Annotated in this window: 14 protein-coding genes; 3 read left to right on the top strand and 11 right to left on the bottom strand. The window is 70.3% G+C overall.

Going from position 1 to position 15357, the window contains the following annotated elements; all coding sequences use genetic code 11:
* Positions 1 to 20: 20 nt before the first annotated feature.
* Entirely contained in the window at positions 21 to 1244 is a 1224-nt protein-coding gene (locus tag ABD908_RS11930) for an alpha/beta hydrolase family protein (protein WP_344995627.1), read from the bottom strand.
* Positions 1245 to 1394: 150 nt separating this feature from the next.
* On the opposite strand from ABD908_RS11930, the gene ABD908_RS11925 reads away from it, so the two are divergent.
* A complete protein-coding gene (locus ABD908_RS11925) occupies positions 1395 to 2810 on the top strand; it encodes an MFS transporter (RefSeq protein ID WP_344995624.1) in 1416 nt (471 codons plus the stop codon).
* A 15-nt stretch (positions 2811 to 2825) separates the two neighbouring features.
* On the opposite strand, the gene iolG is transcribed toward ABD908_RS11925, so the two are convergent.
* The 5 genes from iolG to ABD908_RS11900 all read right to left on the bottom strand — a co-directional run bounded on the left by iolG (position 2826) and on the right by ABD908_RS11900 (position 7952).
* Complete coding sequence (iolG, locus tag ABD908_RS11920; protein WP_344995621.1) at positions 2826 to 3818, bottom strand: inositol 2-dehydrogenase; 993 nt, start codon at positions 3816 to 3818, stop codon at positions 2826 to 2828.
* Positions 3819 to 3925: 107 nt separating this feature from the next.
* Complete coding sequence (locus ABD908_RS11915) at positions 3926 to 4735, bottom strand: ATP-binding cassette domain-containing protein (protein ID WP_344995618.1); 810 nt, start codon at positions 4733 to 4735, stop codon at positions 3926 to 3928.
* 5 nt (positions 4736 to 4740) lie between these two features.
* The gene (locus ABD908_RS11910) at positions 4741 to 5799 is read right to left on the bottom strand and encodes an ABC transporter permease (RefSeq protein ID WP_344995615.1); all 1059 of its coding nucleotides are present in this window, start codon (positions 5797 to 5799) and stop codon (positions 4741 to 4743) included.
* The gene (locus ABD908_RS11905; protein ID WP_425584373.1) at positions 5799 to 6815 is read right to left on the bottom strand and encodes a substrate-binding domain-containing protein; all 1017 of its coding nucleotides are present in this window, start codon (positions 6813 to 6815) and stop codon (positions 5799 to 5801) included. The genes ABD908_RS11910 and ABD908_RS11905 overlap by 1 nt, the downstream gene beginning before the upstream one ends.
* 111 nt (positions 6816 to 6926) lie before the next feature.
* A complete protein-coding gene (locus tag ABD908_RS11900) occupies positions 6927 to 7952 on the bottom strand; it encodes a LacI family DNA-binding transcriptional regulator (protein WP_344995613.1) in 1026 nt (341 codons plus the stop codon).
* A gap of 193 nt (positions 7953 to 8145) precedes the next feature.
* Here ABD908_RS11900 and ABD908_RS11895 point away from each other — a divergent pair, with 193 nt between their 5' ends.
* Positions 8146 to 9354 carry a Gfo/Idh/MocA family protein gene (locus tag ABD908_RS11895; RefSeq protein WP_344995611.1) on the top strand — a complete coding sequence of 403 codons (1209 nt, stop codon included), beginning with the start codon at positions 8146 to 8148 and terminating at the stop codon, positions 9352 to 9354.
* Between the two features lie 36 nt (positions 9355 to 9390).
* Entirely contained in the window at positions 9391 to 10407 is a 1017-nt protein-coding gene (locus ABD908_RS11890; RefSeq protein WP_344995608.1) for a sugar phosphate isomerase/epimerase family protein, read from the top strand.
* 99 nt (positions 10408 to 10506) lie between these two features.
* Here ABD908_RS11890 and ABD908_RS11885 read toward each other — a convergent pair whose 3' ends face one another.
* The 5 genes from ABD908_RS11885 to ABD908_RS11865 all read right to left on the bottom strand — a co-directional run bounded on the left by ABD908_RS11885 (position 10507) and on the right by ABD908_RS11865 (position 15155).
* The gene (locus tag ABD908_RS11885) at positions 10507 to 11661 is read right to left on the bottom strand and encodes a Gfo/Idh/MocA family protein (protein ID WP_344995605.1); all 1155 of its coding nucleotides are present in this window, start codon (positions 11659 to 11661) and stop codon (positions 10507 to 10509) included.
* Between the two features lie 97 nt (positions 11662 to 11758).
* Positions 11759 to 12994 (bottom strand): SPFH domain-containing protein, encoded by a 1236-nt coding sequence (locus ABD908_RS11880; protein ID WP_344995602.1) that lies wholly within the window; start codon positions 12992 to 12994, stop codon positions 11759 to 11761.
* 51 nt (positions 12995 to 13045) lie between these two features.
* Positions 13046 to 13477, bottom strand: coding sequence for an NfeD family protein (locus ABD908_RS11875; RefSeq protein WP_344995599.1), 432 nt, complete (start codon positions 13475 to 13477; stop codon positions 13046 to 13048).
* 94 nt (positions 13478 to 13571) lie between these two features.
* The gene (locus ABD908_RS11870) at positions 13572 to 14330 is read right to left on the bottom strand and encodes a sulfite exporter TauE/SafE family protein (RefSeq protein WP_344995596.1); all 759 of its coding nucleotides are present in this window, start codon (positions 14328 to 14330) and stop codon (positions 13572 to 13574) included.
* A 9-nt stretch (positions 14331 to 14339) separates the two neighbouring features.
* The gene (locus tag ABD908_RS11865) at positions 14340 to 15155 is read right to left on the bottom strand and encodes a DUF3097 domain-containing protein (RefSeq protein ID WP_344995593.1); all 816 of its coding nucleotides are present in this window, start codon (positions 15153 to 15155) and stop codon (positions 14340 to 14342) included.
* Positions 15156 to 15357 lie beyond the last annotated feature (202 nt).

The raw sequence follows: 15357 nt of genomic DNA, 5'->3' as shown, positions 1-15357 counted from the left end.
CCGGGGGCGGCGCACCGTCGTCACCCCAAGCGGCACACGTCACCGTCCGGCTTGCCCGCGAACCTGTCGTAGAGCCACGCGAATCCGCTCATGTCGCCGGCGATGTTGTGGTCCTTTCCGGGCAACGCCTGGAAGTGGACGCGGTCGCCCTGCGCGCACGCGGTGCGCAGGGACGCCGTGGTCGCGGCGGGCGGGATGACGGGATCGGCCGTGCCCTGCGCGACGTACACGGGCACCGAGATCCGACGCTGCGGCAGCGAGTACTGCTCGAGGGCGGTCTGCAGCAGCCGGCCGTCGGCGGCGGTCGCGGGCTGCACCTCCTCCTGGGTGATCGTGGGCGTGGGGGTCCCGCCGACCTCGGCGCCGCAGGCGATCAGACTCGCGAGATCGGTGCGTACGGCCCCGCGGATGTAGTGCCAGCGGTCCATCTCGGGTCGCGACACCGACAGGCCGGTGACCAACTCCGGCAGCGACCACGCCTTGTCGGCGGTGATGGTGCCGTTGTCGTACCCGAGCTGCGTGAGGTTCAGCGCCGGCGCCTGCGCCATGGCCGCCACGAGCTGTAGCCCGGTCCCGTACGCCGGCGCGAGCTCGGCGGCCGCCCACGCGGCCTGCCCACCCTGCGAGTGACCGGCCGCCGCCCACCGCGTCGAGATCTGCCCGGGGTGCAGGGCACGCATCGCGCGCACGGCGTCGATCACGTCGTACGCGGCGGAACGCGGCTCGAGGTACGGGTGCTTAGGCTGCGCCACCGTCGCGCCCTCGCGTCGGCCCGCGACACCGAGCCCCTGGTAGTCCACGACGGCGACCGCATAGCCCCGGGTCGTGAGCATCTGCACCGGCGCGTTCTTCCCCGCGGTCGCGATGTTCAGAGTAGGGCCACAATCCGGTGTCAGCCCGGTGGTGCCGTGGGCATACACGATCACCGGCCACCCACCCGCGGGTGGCGCGCCGGAGGGCGTGAAGAACAGCCCCGACACCTCGGTCGGCGCGCCGTCCGAGCCGTTGGTCGAGCGGTAGACGACCACCTGCCCGGCACCGGCGTCGGGGACGGTCACGGGCTGCGCGTCGACGATGGTGCCGCGGCCGGCCGCCGCGGCAGGAGACACGGGGGTCGGCAGGGGCGCCGTCGGCGGGGCCGCCGACGGTGCCGACGAGCCACCCTGCCCGCACGCGCCGAGTGCGAGCAGCGAGACGCCGACGGTGACGACGCCTGCGAGCCTGCGGACACCTGCGCGCGCCATACGGGGAGAACGTACGCCGAAAAGATCCATACCCGGAGATTACGTTTCCACAGTGAAGGTTCGCCATCATGCGTCCGATTCACGCCTTACCTCCCCGTCTCGGACGTGGTCCGGCGGACGGCCTACGCCGGCTTGCCCCCGGAGCCGTATTTGACAGAACATAGCGACATGAAGATGCGCGGGGCACGGAGTCAGGCGAGTTTCCACCGGCCCCTCGCGCTGCTCGTGGCCGGCTCGCTGTTCATGGAGTTCCTCGACGGGACCATCCTGCAGACCGCTGCCCCGGCGGTCGCGCGCGGCTTCCACACCACGCCCGCGGCCGTGAACGTGGCGATGGTCACCTATCTGCTGGCCGTCGGCGTGTGTATCCCCGGGACCGGCTGGCTCGCCGAGCGGTACGGCACCAAACGGGTGTTCCTCCTCGCCGTGGCCGGCTTCACGATCGCCTCACTGCTGTGCGCGGGAGCGCCGGATCTGCTGTGGCTGTGCGTGTTCCGCGCGGCCCAGGGCGTGGCCGGTGCGCTGATGGTGCCGGTGGGTCGCCTCGCAGTGCTGCGGGCGATCCGCCCCGAATCGCTGCTCGCGGCGATGGCCTACCTCACGTGGCCCGCGCTGATCGCCCCCGTGATCGCGCCCTTCGTCGGCGGCATCATCGCCGACACCGTCGGCTGGCGATGGATCTTCGGCATCAACGTACCGATCGGCATCGCGCTCGCGCTGGTCGGAATGCGGATCGTGCCGCGCACAGAGCCGGCGCACCGGCACCCGCTGGACCTGCGCGGCTTCGCGCTCGTCGCGGCATCGGTCGTCTGCCTCACCGCCGGCGTCGAGGCCATGGCGAGTACCGGGCCCGTCGTCATCGTCGTCTGCCTGGTGGCGGCTGCAGCGCTCGGCGCCGCCGCGGCGGTGGCGGCGCGGACCGCGGAGCACCCGTTGTTCGACCTGGACTGCCTGTCCGTCAAGACCTTCCGTACCGGCAATCTCAGCGGATCGGTCTACCGGCTGATGATCAGCGCGGTGCCGTTCCTGTTCACGCTTCTGTTCCAGGTGGGCTTCGGGTGGAGCGCGGCGACGGCAGGCGCGATCGTCACCGCGGTGTTCGTCGGCAACGTGGGGATCAAGCCGGTGACCACTCCGCTGATCCGACGGCTCGGTTTCCGGCGCACCCTGGTGTGGTCCAACATCCTCGGCGGGGCGGTGCTGCTCGCATTCGTGGCGGTCACCCGGACGACCCCGGTGTGGCTGATCGTGGTGCTGCTGGTGGTCAGCGGCGCGTTCCGGTCCATCGGTTTCAGCGCGTACAACACCGTGCAGTTCGCGGACGTACCCGAACGCCTGCTGTCGTCCGCCAACACGCTGTCCTCGACGCTCCAGCAGGTGGCGACGGCCCTCGGCGTGGCCGTGGTCGCCGTCGCCGTCCGGATAGGCGGTGCGGTAGCCGGGCCCGGCCACGCCGAGCTCGGCTACCGGCTCGCCTTCATCGTCGCCGCAGCGATCATGCTCGTCCCGTTGGCGGGTTCGTTGACGCTGCCCGCCGACGCAGGCGCCCACGCCACCCACCGCTGACGGCGGAGCGCCGCGTCAGGCCGGCTTCACCGCGGCACCGGTCCGCAGGCTCTCGTTCGCGGCGTCCGCGAGAGCGAGGGCCGCGCGGCCGTCGTCGAAGCTCGGAGACGGCTTCGCGCCCGTGGCGATCATCTGGATGAACGCCGCGAGCTCGGCGCGGTAGGCCGGCGTGTACCGATCGAGGAAGAAGTGCAGCACCGGCGGCCCCGCCTCCGTCCGGGCGGCCCCGGAGAACCGCACGCTGGTGGGGTACTGGTTGCCCGCCGCGAGCATCCCCAGCTCGCCGAAAGCCTCGAGCCGCTGGTCGTAACCGAACGCGCAGCGCCGGGAGTTGGTGATCGTCGCCAGCTGTCCGCCGGCGCCGCGCAGGGTGACCACGGCACCGTCGATGTCCCCGGCCGCGGCGATCTCGTCCGACACCAGGTTCGAGCCCAGCGCCGACACCTCGACGACGTCGCCGAGGAAGAACCGCGCGAGGTCGAGGTCGTGGATCATCATGTCCCGGAACAACCCGCCCGAGGCCTCGATGTACGAGATCGGCGGGGCCGCCGGGTCACGGCTGATGATCACCAGCTGCTCGAGGCCGCCGATCTCGCCCGCCCCGACCCGCGCGCGGATGTCGGCGAACGAGGGGTCGAACCGCCGGTTGAAGCCGAGCATCACGCGGTCTGTGAGGTCGCCGAGGTCCGCGCGGCAGGCGTCGACCCGGGCGAGGTCGAGGTCGATCGGCTTCTCGCAGAGGACCGCCTTGCCGGCGCGCACGCCCCGGCTCAACAGATCGACGTGGGTGGGGGTCGGCGACGCGACCACGATGCCGTCGATGGTGGGGTCGTCCAAGATCTCGGCGGCCGAGGTGGTCCAGGGCGCGCCGTAGGTCTCGCCGACCTCGCGGGCGCTCGCCTCGATCGGGTCGAACACGCGGGCCAGCTCAGCGCCGCGGGTCGCCGCGATCGAGTCCGCGTGCACGCGGCCGATGCGACCGCAGCCGAGCACTCCGATTCGAACCATGTGGGAATACCTACCTTCTGGCGTGTGGGGGGGTTTCTGGGCAGGGACGCGCGGTGCCCGACGCGATCAGGCGATCGCGTCGGGCACCGAGTCCCGGGAACGCAGCGTCAGCGGCGTAGTTCGTGCGTGAGGGTCTCGAGCTCGTCGCCGCCGGCCATCTGCTGGGTCAGGTCGTCGAGGCTGATCTCGTCGTACGTGCAGTCCATCTTCTGCCGGCCACGGTTGAGCAGCACGAAGTGGTCACCGACCATGTACGCGTGGTGCGGGTTGTGGGTGATGAACACGACCCCGAATCCCTGCTCCTTCGCGGCGGTGATGTACCGCAGCACCATCCCGGACTGCTTCACGCCGAGCGCGGCGGTGGGCTCGTCGAGGATCAGCACGCGGGCGCCGAAGAAGATCGCCCGGGCGATCGCGACGCATTGGCGCTGCCCGCCGGACAGAGAGCTGATCGGGGCGTCCACGTCGGGCAGATCGATGCCCATCTTGAACAGCTCTTCTTTGGTCGTGGCGCGCATCGCCTGCACGTCCAGCGACTTGATCAACCCCTTGCGCAGCTCCTGGCCGAGGAAGAAGTTGCGCCACACCGGCATCAGGCCCACTACCGCGAGGTCCTGGTAGACGGTGGCGATGCCCTTGCTCAGTGCGTCCTTCGGGGAGGTCAGATGCGTCACCTCGCCGTCGACGCGTACCTCGCCCTCAGACGGCTGGTGCAGCCCGGCCATCGTCTTGATCAGGGTGGACTTGCCGGCGCCGTTGTCGCCGAGCACGCAGGTCACCTCGCCCGCATGCACCCGCAGGTTGATGCCCTTGAGCGCGATGATGTTGCCGTACTGCTTGCCGACGTCCTTGAACTCGATCAGCGGTACCTTGGCGCCGGCGCCGGTATCGGGGGCGTGCTCGATCTCGGTGGTCATATCGGTCACCTCTTCGCTGCGAAGGTACGGAAGGCGTTGTTGGCGATCACGGCGAACAGCAGCATGACGCCGAGGAAGAACTTGAACCAGTCGGGGTTCCAGCCGGCGTAGACGATGCACTGGTTGACCATGCCGAAGATGAACGAGCCGATGGCCGCACCGACCGCGGTGCCGTACCCGCCGGTCAGCAGACACCCGCCGATCACGGCGCCGATGATGTAGAGGAACTCGTTGCCCACGCCCTGGCCGGACTGAACGGTGTCGAACGCGTACAGCAGGTGCTGGCCGACGAACCACGCGCACAGGCCGACGAACATGAACAGGCCGATCTTGACCTTGGTGACCGGCACGCCGACGGCGCGGGCGGAGTCCTGGTTGCCGCCGACCGCGAAGATCCAGTTGCCGACCCGGGTGCGCATCAGCACGTAGGTGGCGACCACCGTGAACAGGATCCACCAGAACACGGTGACCTTCACGCCGACGCCGAAGACGTTGATCGTGGACGCGAACACCGACTGCGCCGAGTTGAAGCCCTGCATGTCGGCGATCGACGGTGTCGCCACCTGGCCGGTGACCAGCTTGGTGACGGCCAGGTTGATACCGGTCAGCATCAGGAAGGTCGCCAGGGTGATGAGGAAGCTGGGGATCTTGGTCCGCATCACCATGTAGCCGTTGAACGCGCCGACGGCCAGCGAGAACACCAGCGCGAGCGCCGATCCCAGCCACGTGTTCAGGTGCAGGTTGTACGCCACCATGGATGCAGCCAGGGACGACGAGGTCACGCCGACGCCGGTCGAGAGGTCGAACTCGCCACCGATCATCAGCAGTGCGACTCCGCACGCCATGATGCCGATGGTGGAGCTGGCGTACAGGACCGTCGAGAACGCCTCGGGGCTGCGGAACGGCGGTGCGACGATCAGAAAGAAGACCAGGATCGCGACCGCGCCGATCAGCGCGCCGACCTCGGGCCGGACGATCAACCGCTGCAGCGGCTTCTGCTTCTTGACACGCTCGTCCGTGACGGGCTTGTGCGTGCTCAGATCCAGAGCCTGGTCTGTGGACATCAGCGGGTGCCGCCCTTCGCGTACTCGGCGATCTTGTCGATGTTGGACTTGTCGATGAACGCGGGCCCGGTGTTGACGGGCTTGCCGCCACCGATGGTGTTGCCGTTGGTCAGGTAGAGCCACAGCGAGTCGACGGCGAGGTAGCCCTGCAGGTAGGGCTGCTGGTCGACGGCCCAGGCGATCTGGCCGGTCTTGATGGCGTCGATCATCGCGGCGTTGGTGTCGAAGGTGACGATCTTGGCCTTGCTGTTCGCGCCCTGCTCGCCCTTGACGGCGGCCAGAGCGATCGGCGCGCCCAGGGTGACGATGGTGTCGATGCTCGGGTCCTGCTGCAGCTTCGCGGTGATCTTGGACTGCACGTCGGTCATGTCCTCACCGTTGACGTTGAGGTTCTCGACGGAACCTCCGGTGAAGCCCTGCTTGACACCCGCGCATCGGGACTCGAGCTGCACCTGGCCCTGCTGCTGGATGACACAGATGGCCTTGTGGGCGCCCTCGGAGTTCAACCGCGCGCCCACCGCCTCGCCGGCCGTGGTCTCGTCCTGACCGAAGTACTGCTGGATCCCCATCGCCGCGTAGTCGTTGTAGCCGGCGTTGAAGGCCGAGATCGGAATGCCGGCCTTCTGCGCGTTCTTCACCACCGCTGTCATCGCACTCGGCGTGGCGAGCGTGAGCGCGATGCCGTCCACCTTGCTGTCGATCGCGGTCTGCACCAGGTTGGCCTGGTTCGGCGCCTGCGGATCGCTCGAGTAGCGCAGGGTGACGTCGTCCTTCTTCGCCGCCATCTCGGCGCCCTTGCGAATCAGGTCCCAGAAAGTGTCGCCGGGCTGCTCATGGGTGACCATCGCGATCGTCAGGTGCCGAGTGCCGGCCGAGCCCACCGAGCCTCCGTCGCCCCCCGACGACTTCGGCGCGCCGCCGGTGCTCGAGCACGCGGTCACCGTCAGAACCAGTGCGGCGCCAGCCGCGATTCCCCCCATCAGCCGCTGCCGGGCAGCCGACTTCGTCCTCTTCATCTCGTGCGCGTCCTTCCGACTGACACCTAGGTGAGAGCTAGATCACTCTCTGGCGAGATATGTAATACCGTTCACAGCGAATTGTCAAGCATTTGTCCGGACATCCAAACATTAGTTTCCCAACCGTGACCGCACAGACCGCGGCGGGCCGGTCGTCCCCCGCACCACCAGGGACGGTGCGAGCACCCGCCTCTCGGGCGCGCCGCCCCCACCCGCCATGCGCGCGGCCAGCAGCCGCCCCGCCTCTCCCCCGACGTCGAAGCTGCGGTCGTCGACCGTCGTGAGGTCGACGTACCTGGCCGCGGCGAGCGACGTGTCGTCGTAGCCGACCACCGACAGCGTTCCGGGCACGTCCCGCCCCAGGTCTCTCGCCGCACCGAGCACCCCGACCGCCATCAGGTCGTTCGCAGCGAACACCGCGGTCACCTCCGGGTGTGCGGCGAGCAGCCGACGCGCACCGTCGTAGCCGGCTCCGTCCGTCGCGGGCCCGCGCCACTCCGTGGCGACCATCCGGATCCCGGCGGCCCGCGCTGCGGCCGTGAAGCCGTCCTCGCGTGCACGGCCCGCTCCGCCGCCGCTGGCGACGTGTCCCACGAACCGGTGTCCCAGCGCTGCAAGATGTTCCACTACGAGGGCCGCCCCGGCTGCATCGTCGTTCACGGCCGTGTCGACCTCGCCGACGGTCCCGCCGGTCGTCTCGCGCGTGCCGGCCACCACGATCGGAGGCAGGCGCTGACCGACCAGCCCCGGCGGCGGCTCCATGCCGACGACGATCCCGTCGACCCGCGTCGCGAGGAGCCCCTCGACGGGATCCTCCGCCTGCGCGGCCGTGGCCACGTCGACGACGCTGAGCCGATAGCCGCGCGGCCCCAGCTCGGCATGGAGCCCCCGGACGAGGTCGACGAACCACAGGTTCGTGTAGTCGTCGATCACCACGCCGACCACGCGCGTGCGCTGCGCGGCCAGGCTGGCCGCGGCCCGGCTCGGACGGTACCCGAGCTCGGCGATCGCAGCCTGGACCGCACGGAGTGAATCCTCTCCCACGCGCGGCGAGCCCTGCAGCACCAGCGACACCAGGGATTTGGACACACCTGCGTGTCGGGCGACGTCGTAGATCGTCGGCCGTTTCGTGACCACTCCACCTCCGAAGAATCTCAGGCCTTGACAGGACATACATTCGCGACACATAGTTGGAGCGCTCCAACTCACATCGGAGCGTAACCGCTACACACCCCACAGGAAACCCCGCGACCCTGCCGGCGCCGCGCGCCCGCAGCCGCGTCCATGCCTTCGCACCCAGCCACCACATCCAATCCACTAAGGAGACCCCTTGACTTCCAGCAGCATCGGTGTCGCCGTCATCGGCGCCGGGATGGCCGGCAAGGCCCATGCCGCCGGCTACCGCGCCGCGACCGCCGTGTACGGCGACGCCCTGCCGCCCGTCCGGCTCGTGTCCGTCGCCGACGCATACGCGCCGCTGGCCGAGGACGCCGCCCGCCGGTTCGGTTACGAACGGTTCGACACCTCATGGCAGGCGATCGCCGCCGCCGACGACATCGACGTCGTGAGCGTCGTGGTGGCCAACCGGCTGCACCGCGAGATCGTGCAGGCCCTGCTCGCCTCCGGCAAACACGTGCTCTGCGAGAAGCCCCTGTCCGACACCCTCGACGACGCGCGCGCGATGGTCGCCGCCGCCGAGTCCACGCCCGACACCATCGCCCGCATCGGCCTGACCTACCTGCGCTCCCCCGGCATCGCGTTCCTGGGCGACCTCGTGCGCTCCGGCCGGCTGGGCAGGCTCGTCAACTTCGCGGGGAAGTACTGGACCGACTACGCATGCGATCCGGACGGCCCGATCAGCTGGCGATTCAAGGGTCCGGCGGGATCCGGGGCGCTGGCGGACGTCGGCAGCCACCTGACCTACATCGCCGAGTTGTTCGGCGGCCTCGTGGCGCAGGTCCGGGGTGGCACGCTGCACACCGCCTTCACCACCCGCCCCAAGCCGCTCGGCCAGGTGATCGGGCACGAGCACGCAGCCGTCAGCGACGAGCGCGAGGCCGTCGAGAACGACGACGTCGCAGGGTTCTTCGTCGATTTCGCGGGCGGTGGCACCGGCTCGCTGCAGGTCTCGCGTGTCGCGGCCGGACACCCGAACACGCTCGAGTTCGAGGTGTTCTGCGAGCGCGGCGCGGTCGCCTTCGACTTCCGCCACCCCGGCGAGGTGCAGGTGTCGCTGCCGACGGACGACCACGCACTCGCCGGTCCGCGCACCGTCATCCTCGGCCCCGAGCACCCGTACTGGCGTGGCGGGCTGGCGATGGATGCACCGGGCGTCGGGCTCGGTCAGAACGACGGCTTCGTGTTCCAGGCCCGCGCGATGCTCGAGGAGGTGGCCGGTGTTCCCGAGGCGGAGTCCCTGCCGCGCAACGCCGATCTCGCCGTCGGGTTGCACAACATGCAGCTGCTCGACGCCGCCGCACAGTCCGCCACGGCCGGCGGTGCCCCCGTCACCGTCCCTACCCTTCTCAGCCAGTCCTGATCCGCCCCAAAGACATTCGAAAGAGAAGAACCAGAAATGAACAAGACCCTCGGCGTGTACACCGCCGTCCTGCACGACCGCGCCCTGCCCGAGGCACTCGACGCAGTCGCGGCTCTAGGTCTCAACGCCGCCGAGATCAACGCCGGCGGTTTCCTCCCGCCCGTGCACATCCCGTCGATCGATGACATCGCGGCCAGCGAGACCGCCGCGCAGGACTACCTCGGCGTGTTCGCGGACAAGGGCATCAGGCTTGCCGGCCTGAACGTGAACGGTAATCCGCTGCACCCGAATCCGATCATCGGCGCGGCACACTCGCACGACCTGCGCCGCGCGATCAAGGCCGCTGCCGCGCTCGGCCAGAAGCGCGTCGTCACCATGTCCGGCCTGCCCGGCGGCGAGCCCGGGGCCACCCGGCCCAACTGGATCGTCAACGCCTGGAACTCCGGCGCCCTCGACGTCCTCGACTACCAGTGGGACGAGATCGTCGTGCCGTTCTGGAAAGAGATCGCGGCGCTCGCGCAGGAGCACGACGTCAAGGTCGCGATCGAGATGCACCCGCAGAACGTGGTCTTCAACCCGCCTACCCTGCTGCGCCTGATCGAGCAGGTCGGCACCGACTACATCGGCGCCGAGATGGATCCCAGCCACCTGTTCTGGCAGTGGATGGACCCGATCGCCGCGACCGACTACCTGGGCGACCGGGTGTTCCACGCCGCCGCCAAGGACGTGCGGATCAACGAGAACGCCAGGATCTACGGGGTACTGGACGAGCGGTTCCGCCGGATGGGCGTCGACGAGGCGCGCACCAACCTGGGCGGCGACGAGTGGGTCGCAGAGTGGCCCAAGGACTCGGCGTGGGACTTCGTCGCGCTCGGCCGCGGCCACGACACCGCGTTCTGGGCCGACTTCCTGCGCGCCCTGTACCGCGTCGACCCCGACATGGCCGTGAACATCGAGCACGAGGACGTGTCGCTGGGGCGCATCGAGGGCCTGCAAGTGGCGGCACAGGTGCTTCTCGACGCCGCCGCCCAGGCCGCGCCGGTCACCGTCTGACCCCACTGACCAACATGTGCACCCTTCCGTCGGCCCCTCCCGACCAACATGTGCACCCTTCCGTCGGTCGGCGGCCGACGGAAGGGTGCACATGTTGGATCAGACGGTGACCCAGGCACCCTTCTCGATCGACGCCGTCATAGCATCCAGGGTGCGAGCGCTCCGGACGGCGTCGGTCACCGTCGCCCCCTCCGGCACCCCGGTCGCGATCGATCGCAGGAACCGCTGCGCCTCGATCACCTTGAGGTCGTCGTAGCTCATCGGGTTGGCGGCGCCGGGCTGGAACGCGGCGTAGTCACCGCTGCCGGGGCCGACGTGCACCGCCGAGACCGGCTCGTCCTGGTACCGCTCGCCCTGCGCCAATTCCAGCTCACCCATCCGGCGGTAGTCCCATCGCACGAGGCCGCGGGTGCCGTGCACCTCGAAGCCGTACGAGTTCTGCTCGCCGACGGCGACGCGGCTCGCCTCGAGCACGCACCGCCCGCCCGACCGCAGGCGCAGCTGCGCCGACACGTAGTCCTCGTTCTCGACGGGGCCTAGCCTGCCGCCCGACGCGAGCTGGTGACCACTGGTCGCACCGCTCGGCTCGGGACGCTGGGGGATGAAGACCGCCGTGTCGGCGGCCAGCGAGTCGACGTCGCCGAGCAGGTACCAGGCGAGGTCGGCGCCGTGCGATCCGAGGTCGCCCAGGACACCGTTGCCGCCGCGGGCCCGCTGGTACCGCCAGGTGAGAGCACCATCGGGATGCGCGGCGTAGTCGGAGAAGAAGCGGAACCGGGCGTGCGTGACGCTGCCGATCCCGCCGGAGGCGATCAGCTCGCGGGCCTCCTGGACGGCGGGTGCGTTGCGATAGTTGAAGCCGACGGCGGTCTGCCGGCCGTTCGCCGCAGCGGCGTCGGCGACGGCCTGGGCGTCGCTCGCGTTGAGGCCGACTGGCTTCTCGATCCATAGGTGCTTCCCGGAGTCGAGTACGGCGCAGCCGATCTCGCGGTGCAGGAAGTTGGGGGCGGTCACCGAGACGGCGTCGATCGACGGGTCGGCGACGACGGCGCGCCAGTCCGTCACGGCCGCCGACACACCGAACTGACGGGCGGCCGCCTCGGCGCGCCCGGGGACGTCGTCGGCGATGGCGACCAACTCCGGGTGGGCGGGACCGTCCGGGAAGTGATGGCGTACACGCGAGTAGGCCTGCGCGTGGACGCGGCCCATCCACCCGAATCCGACGATGGCGACCCGCAGGGTGGTGACGGACATGGCGGTGCTCCAGTTCTTCGGCGACGATCGTTCCCCAGGAGGGTAGACCGCGGACCCCGCGTTTGTCAGCCTATGTCGTTATGTCTTGACAACATCATCATCTCTGCGGGTACGGTCCCTGCGTCGGCAGACGCCGTGAGCTCTGCAGCGGCCGCGGATCGGCCTGATGCGCACCCGATGCCGAGGGTGCCGCCGGCGACGACGCGGTCGGCCCGAGGGGAAGCGGCGGCAGAGTCGACCGGGTCGGCGGCTCGTCCGGCTCGTCCTTCACCACCACGGGCGCGACCGGCGCCGGCATGTCGAACCAGCCCGACGTGTCGATGTCCTGCCCGCGGTCGGAGTCACCGTCGTCGGCGGACGGCTCGTACCGGAACACCCCGTCGGAGCCCGGCGTACCGAGGCTGCGCATGAAGCCCTGCAGCGCCCCGCTGAAGTCGGACGGCACCACCCACACCTTGTTCGCCTCGCCGCGCGCCATCTCGGGCAGCGTCTGGAGGTACTGGTACGCGAGCAGTTCCGGCGTCGGCTTGCCGGACTTGATGGCGCCGAACCGAGTCGCGATCGCCTTCGCCTCGCCCTGCGCCTCCAGATAGGCCGCGGCGCGACGCCCCTCCGCGCGCAGGATCTCGGCCTGCCGCTCGGCCTGGGCCCGGAGGATCGCGGCCTCGCGCTCGCCCTGCGCGAGCAGGATCCGGCTGGCCTTGTCGCCCTCGGCCGACTTGATCGCGGACTCCCGGTGCCCCTCGGCCGCGAGGATCGTCGCGCGCTTCTCCCGGTCGGCCTTCATCTGCTTCTCCATCGACTCCTGGATCGACGGGGGCGGGAAGATCGACTTGAGCTCGACGCGCGCGACCCGCAGGCCCCACCGCGACGTGGCCTCGTCGAGTACACCGCGCAGCTGCGAGTTGATCCGCTCACGCGAGGTGAGCGTCTCCTCGAGAGTCATGCCGCCCACCACGTTCCGCAGTGTCGTGGTGGTGAGCTGTTCGACGCCCACCACGTAGTTGTTGATCTCGTAGACGGCCGCCTCGGGCCGCGTCACCTGGAAGTAGACGACGGTGTCGATGTTCACCGTCAGGTTGTCCTGCGTGATCACCGGCTGCGGCGGGAACGACACCACCTGCTCGCGCAGATCCACCCGCGCGCGAACCCGGTCGACGAACGGCACCAGCAGCGTCAGCTGCCCCGACACCGTCTTCGTGTACCGCCCCAGCCGCTCGATCACAGCGGCCGTCGCCTGCGGCACCAGCACCACCGATTTGACCAACACCACCAGCACGGCGATCAACAAGACCGCCAGGATGATGACCCCGACACCGATTCCCGCTCCCATGTGAGACTCCTCAGGTTGATTGACCCACCCGCGGGGCCGAGCCCGGTGGGCTCAGTCCCCGACCACCACGGCGACGGCGCCGTCGATCTCCAGCACCGTCACCTCCGCCCCGGCGGGTATCGGGGATCCCTCGTACGGCGTCCGCGCCGACCACTCCTCGCCGCCGATCCGCACCAGCCCGGCACTGGCGTCCACCGGGGCGATTACGATGACGCGCCGGCCCGGCAGCGATTCGAGGTAGGACGCCGACACCCCCGTGTGCCGCGCGGCGATCCGCTTGAGCACCGGCCGCACACCCACCAGCAGCGCGATCGACGCCACCGCGAACACCAGCCCCTGGGCCCACGGCGGCGGCCCGAGGCCCGCGGTCACGCCTGCGGTCACGAGCGCGCCGCCACCGAGCATCAGCAGCATGAAGTCGCCGGCGACGGCCTCCGCCGCAGCCAGCACGATCGCCGCGATCAACCACAGCGCCGCTGCCATACCTCCATGGTGCCAGAGGTCACACCACAGGGGGTGGGCCCGGCGCGGACCGTGCGCCGGCCGTTACCTCGGGCGGCCCGACCCACGCCGCGAGTCAGCCGTATGCGCGGACGGCCAGCCACACCGCCAGCGCCGCACCGCACGCCGCGATCAGGACCCGCAGCACGGACGCCGGTATCCGCCGGGCGATCGCCGGGCCGATCAGCCCACCGACCAGCGACCCGGCGCCCAGCGGCAGCGCCGCGTGCCAGACCACGGTTCCCAGCACCGCGAACAGTACGGCGGGTGCGAGGTCGGAGGCGATCAGGATCACGTTCTTGAGCGAATTCGCGCGGTGCAGAACGGGTTCGGTGGTCCACAGCAGCAGGGCGATCATCAGCACCCCCGCACCCGCGCCGAAGTAGCCGTTGTACAGCGCGACCCCCGCCCCGCCGGCGGCGACCAGCCCGCGTCGTGGCTGCGCGCCGGTGCGGGCGCGCCGCCGCGCCGCCCACGGCTGCAGCAGCACCGTCAGCGCGCCGACCGCGACCAGGAACGGGACGATGCGGTCGAAGACACCGCCGGGCGTCACGGTCAGCAGCACGGCCCCGACGAACGACAGCAGGACCGTCGGCGGCATCCAGCGCCGGAGTGTCCGCGTGTGGCCGCCGATGTCGGGACGCGCACGCAGGGCCGAGCTGAATCCGCTGCCGAGCAACGCGACCGAGTTCGTGACGTTCGCGGCGAACGGCGGGATCCCGACGGCCAGCAGGGCCGGGTAGGCGACCAGCGAGGTGATACCGCCCGCGGTGCCGATCACCCCGGCGACCACGCCGCAGACCAGCAGGAACGGCCATTCGGTCGCGCCGCGCACCGCCGGGGACTACTCGGGTTCCGTGACGAAGTCGACGAGGCGCTCGACCGCGCCGATCAGCGTCGCGTCGAGGTCGCGGAAGCTCGTGACGGCGCCCTGCACCCGCCGCCAACCGTCCTGGGGGGTGCCCCAGCGCAGCCGCCGGCAGACCCCGGTCTTCCAGTCCTCGCCCCGGGGCACCGTCGGCCACGCCGCGATCCCCAGCGACGAGGGCTTGACCGCCTCCCACACGTCGATGAAGGGGTGACCGGTCACCATCACGTACTGCCCCAGGGACTGTGTCATCCGCGTCTCCTTGGACCCCTCGACGAGGTGGTCGGCCAGCACGCCGACGCGCCTGCCGGGCCCGGGCCGGAACTCGGCCAATCGTTCGCCGAGGTGGTCGAGGCCCTCGAGCTGCTCGACGACGACGCCCTCCACCCGCAGGTCGTGCCCCCATACCCGCTCGACCAGCGCGGCGTCGTGGATGCCCTCCACCCAGATCCGGGATCCCCGGGCGACTCGCGCCTTGAGCCCCGCCACACGAGTCGAGCCCGACGCGCTGCGCGTGGCGCCCTGCTGTGCGGCGGCCACCCGCGGACGCACCAGTGTCACGGGGCGTCCGTCGATGAGGAACGCCGCCGTGCGCATCGCGAACAGCCGCACCGCGCCGCGCCCGTCCTCGAGCTTCACGAACTCGCCGTCGTAGCTCTTGTCGAAGCCGACGACGGCGCCGCAGAAGCCAGTCGCGGCGTCCTCGACGACCAGGTCGCGCTCGGCCGCCACCTCGGGCACCACGGCCGCCTTCCGCCGCGCGTGTCCGCCATGGATATCAGCGGCGTACATGTCTCCGCTGCTTCTGTTACTGCCAGCCACGACCGACCACGCTAGCGCTTATCCTTGACCGACCATGACAACCCCTGCCCTGCTCGCGCGTCGCTCCACCGCCGGACCGTCCCAGGCCCTCGCGGTGTGGGCCGCGGCGTGGCTCGGCGGCTCCGCGGGCCCCGACGACGTGGTGGCCGCGCTCGACCACCACGCCCAGGTG

The sequence above is a fragment of the Tsukamurella soli genome, from assembly GCF_039541155.1.
Taxonomy (GTDB): domain Bacteria; phylum Actinomycetota; class Actinomycetes; order Mycobacteriales; family Mycobacteriaceae; genus Tsukamurella; species Tsukamurella soli.
Note: the sequence above shows the minus strand (reverse complement) of the source record. Positions and strands in the feature narration are given on the sequence as shown.

Excerpts from the sequence above, each read along its gene's own strand:
- ABD908_RS11880 (WP_344995602.1), bottom strand. The coding sequence starts at position 12,994 with ATGGGAGCGGGAATCGGTGTCGGGGTCATCATCCTGGCGGTCTTGTTG.
- ABD908_RS11905 (WP_425584373.1), bottom strand. The coding sequence starts at position 6,815 with ATGAAGAGGACGAAGTCGGCTGCCCGGCAGCGGCTGATGGGGGGAATC.
- iolG (WP_344995621.1), bottom strand. The coding sequence starts at position 3,818 with ATGGTTCGAATCGGAGTGCTCGGCTGCGGTCGCATCGGCCGCGTGCAC.
- ABD908_RS11915 (WP_344995618.1), bottom strand. The coding sequence starts at position 4,735 with ATGACCACCGAGATCGAGCACGCCCCCGATACCGGCGCCGGCGCCAAG.
- ABD908_RS11885 (WP_344995605.1), bottom strand. The coding sequence starts at position 11,661 with ATGTCCGTCACCACCCTGCGGGTCGCCATCGTCGGATTCGGGTGGATG.
- ABD908_RS11875 (WP_344995599.1), bottom strand. The coding sequence starts at position 13,477 with ATGGCAGCGGCGCTGTGGTTGATCGCGGCGATCGTGCTGGCTGCGGCG.
- ABD908_RS11930 (WP_344995627.1), bottom strand. The coding sequence starts at position 1,244 with ATGGCGCGCGCAGGTGTCCGCAGGCTCGCAGGCGTCGTCACCGTCGGC.
- ABD908_RS11865 (WP_344995593.1), bottom strand. The coding sequence starts at position 15,155 with ATGTACGCCGCTGATATCCATGGCGGACACGCGCGGCGGAAGGCGGCC.
- ABD908_RS11890 (WP_344995608.1), top strand. The coding sequence starts at position 9,391 with ATGAACAAGACCCTCGGCGTGTACACCGCCGTCCTGCACGACCGCGCC.
- ABD908_RS11910 (WP_344995615.1), bottom strand. The coding sequence starts at position 5,799 with ATGTCCACAGACCAGGCTCTGGATCTGAGCACGCACAAGCCCGTCACG.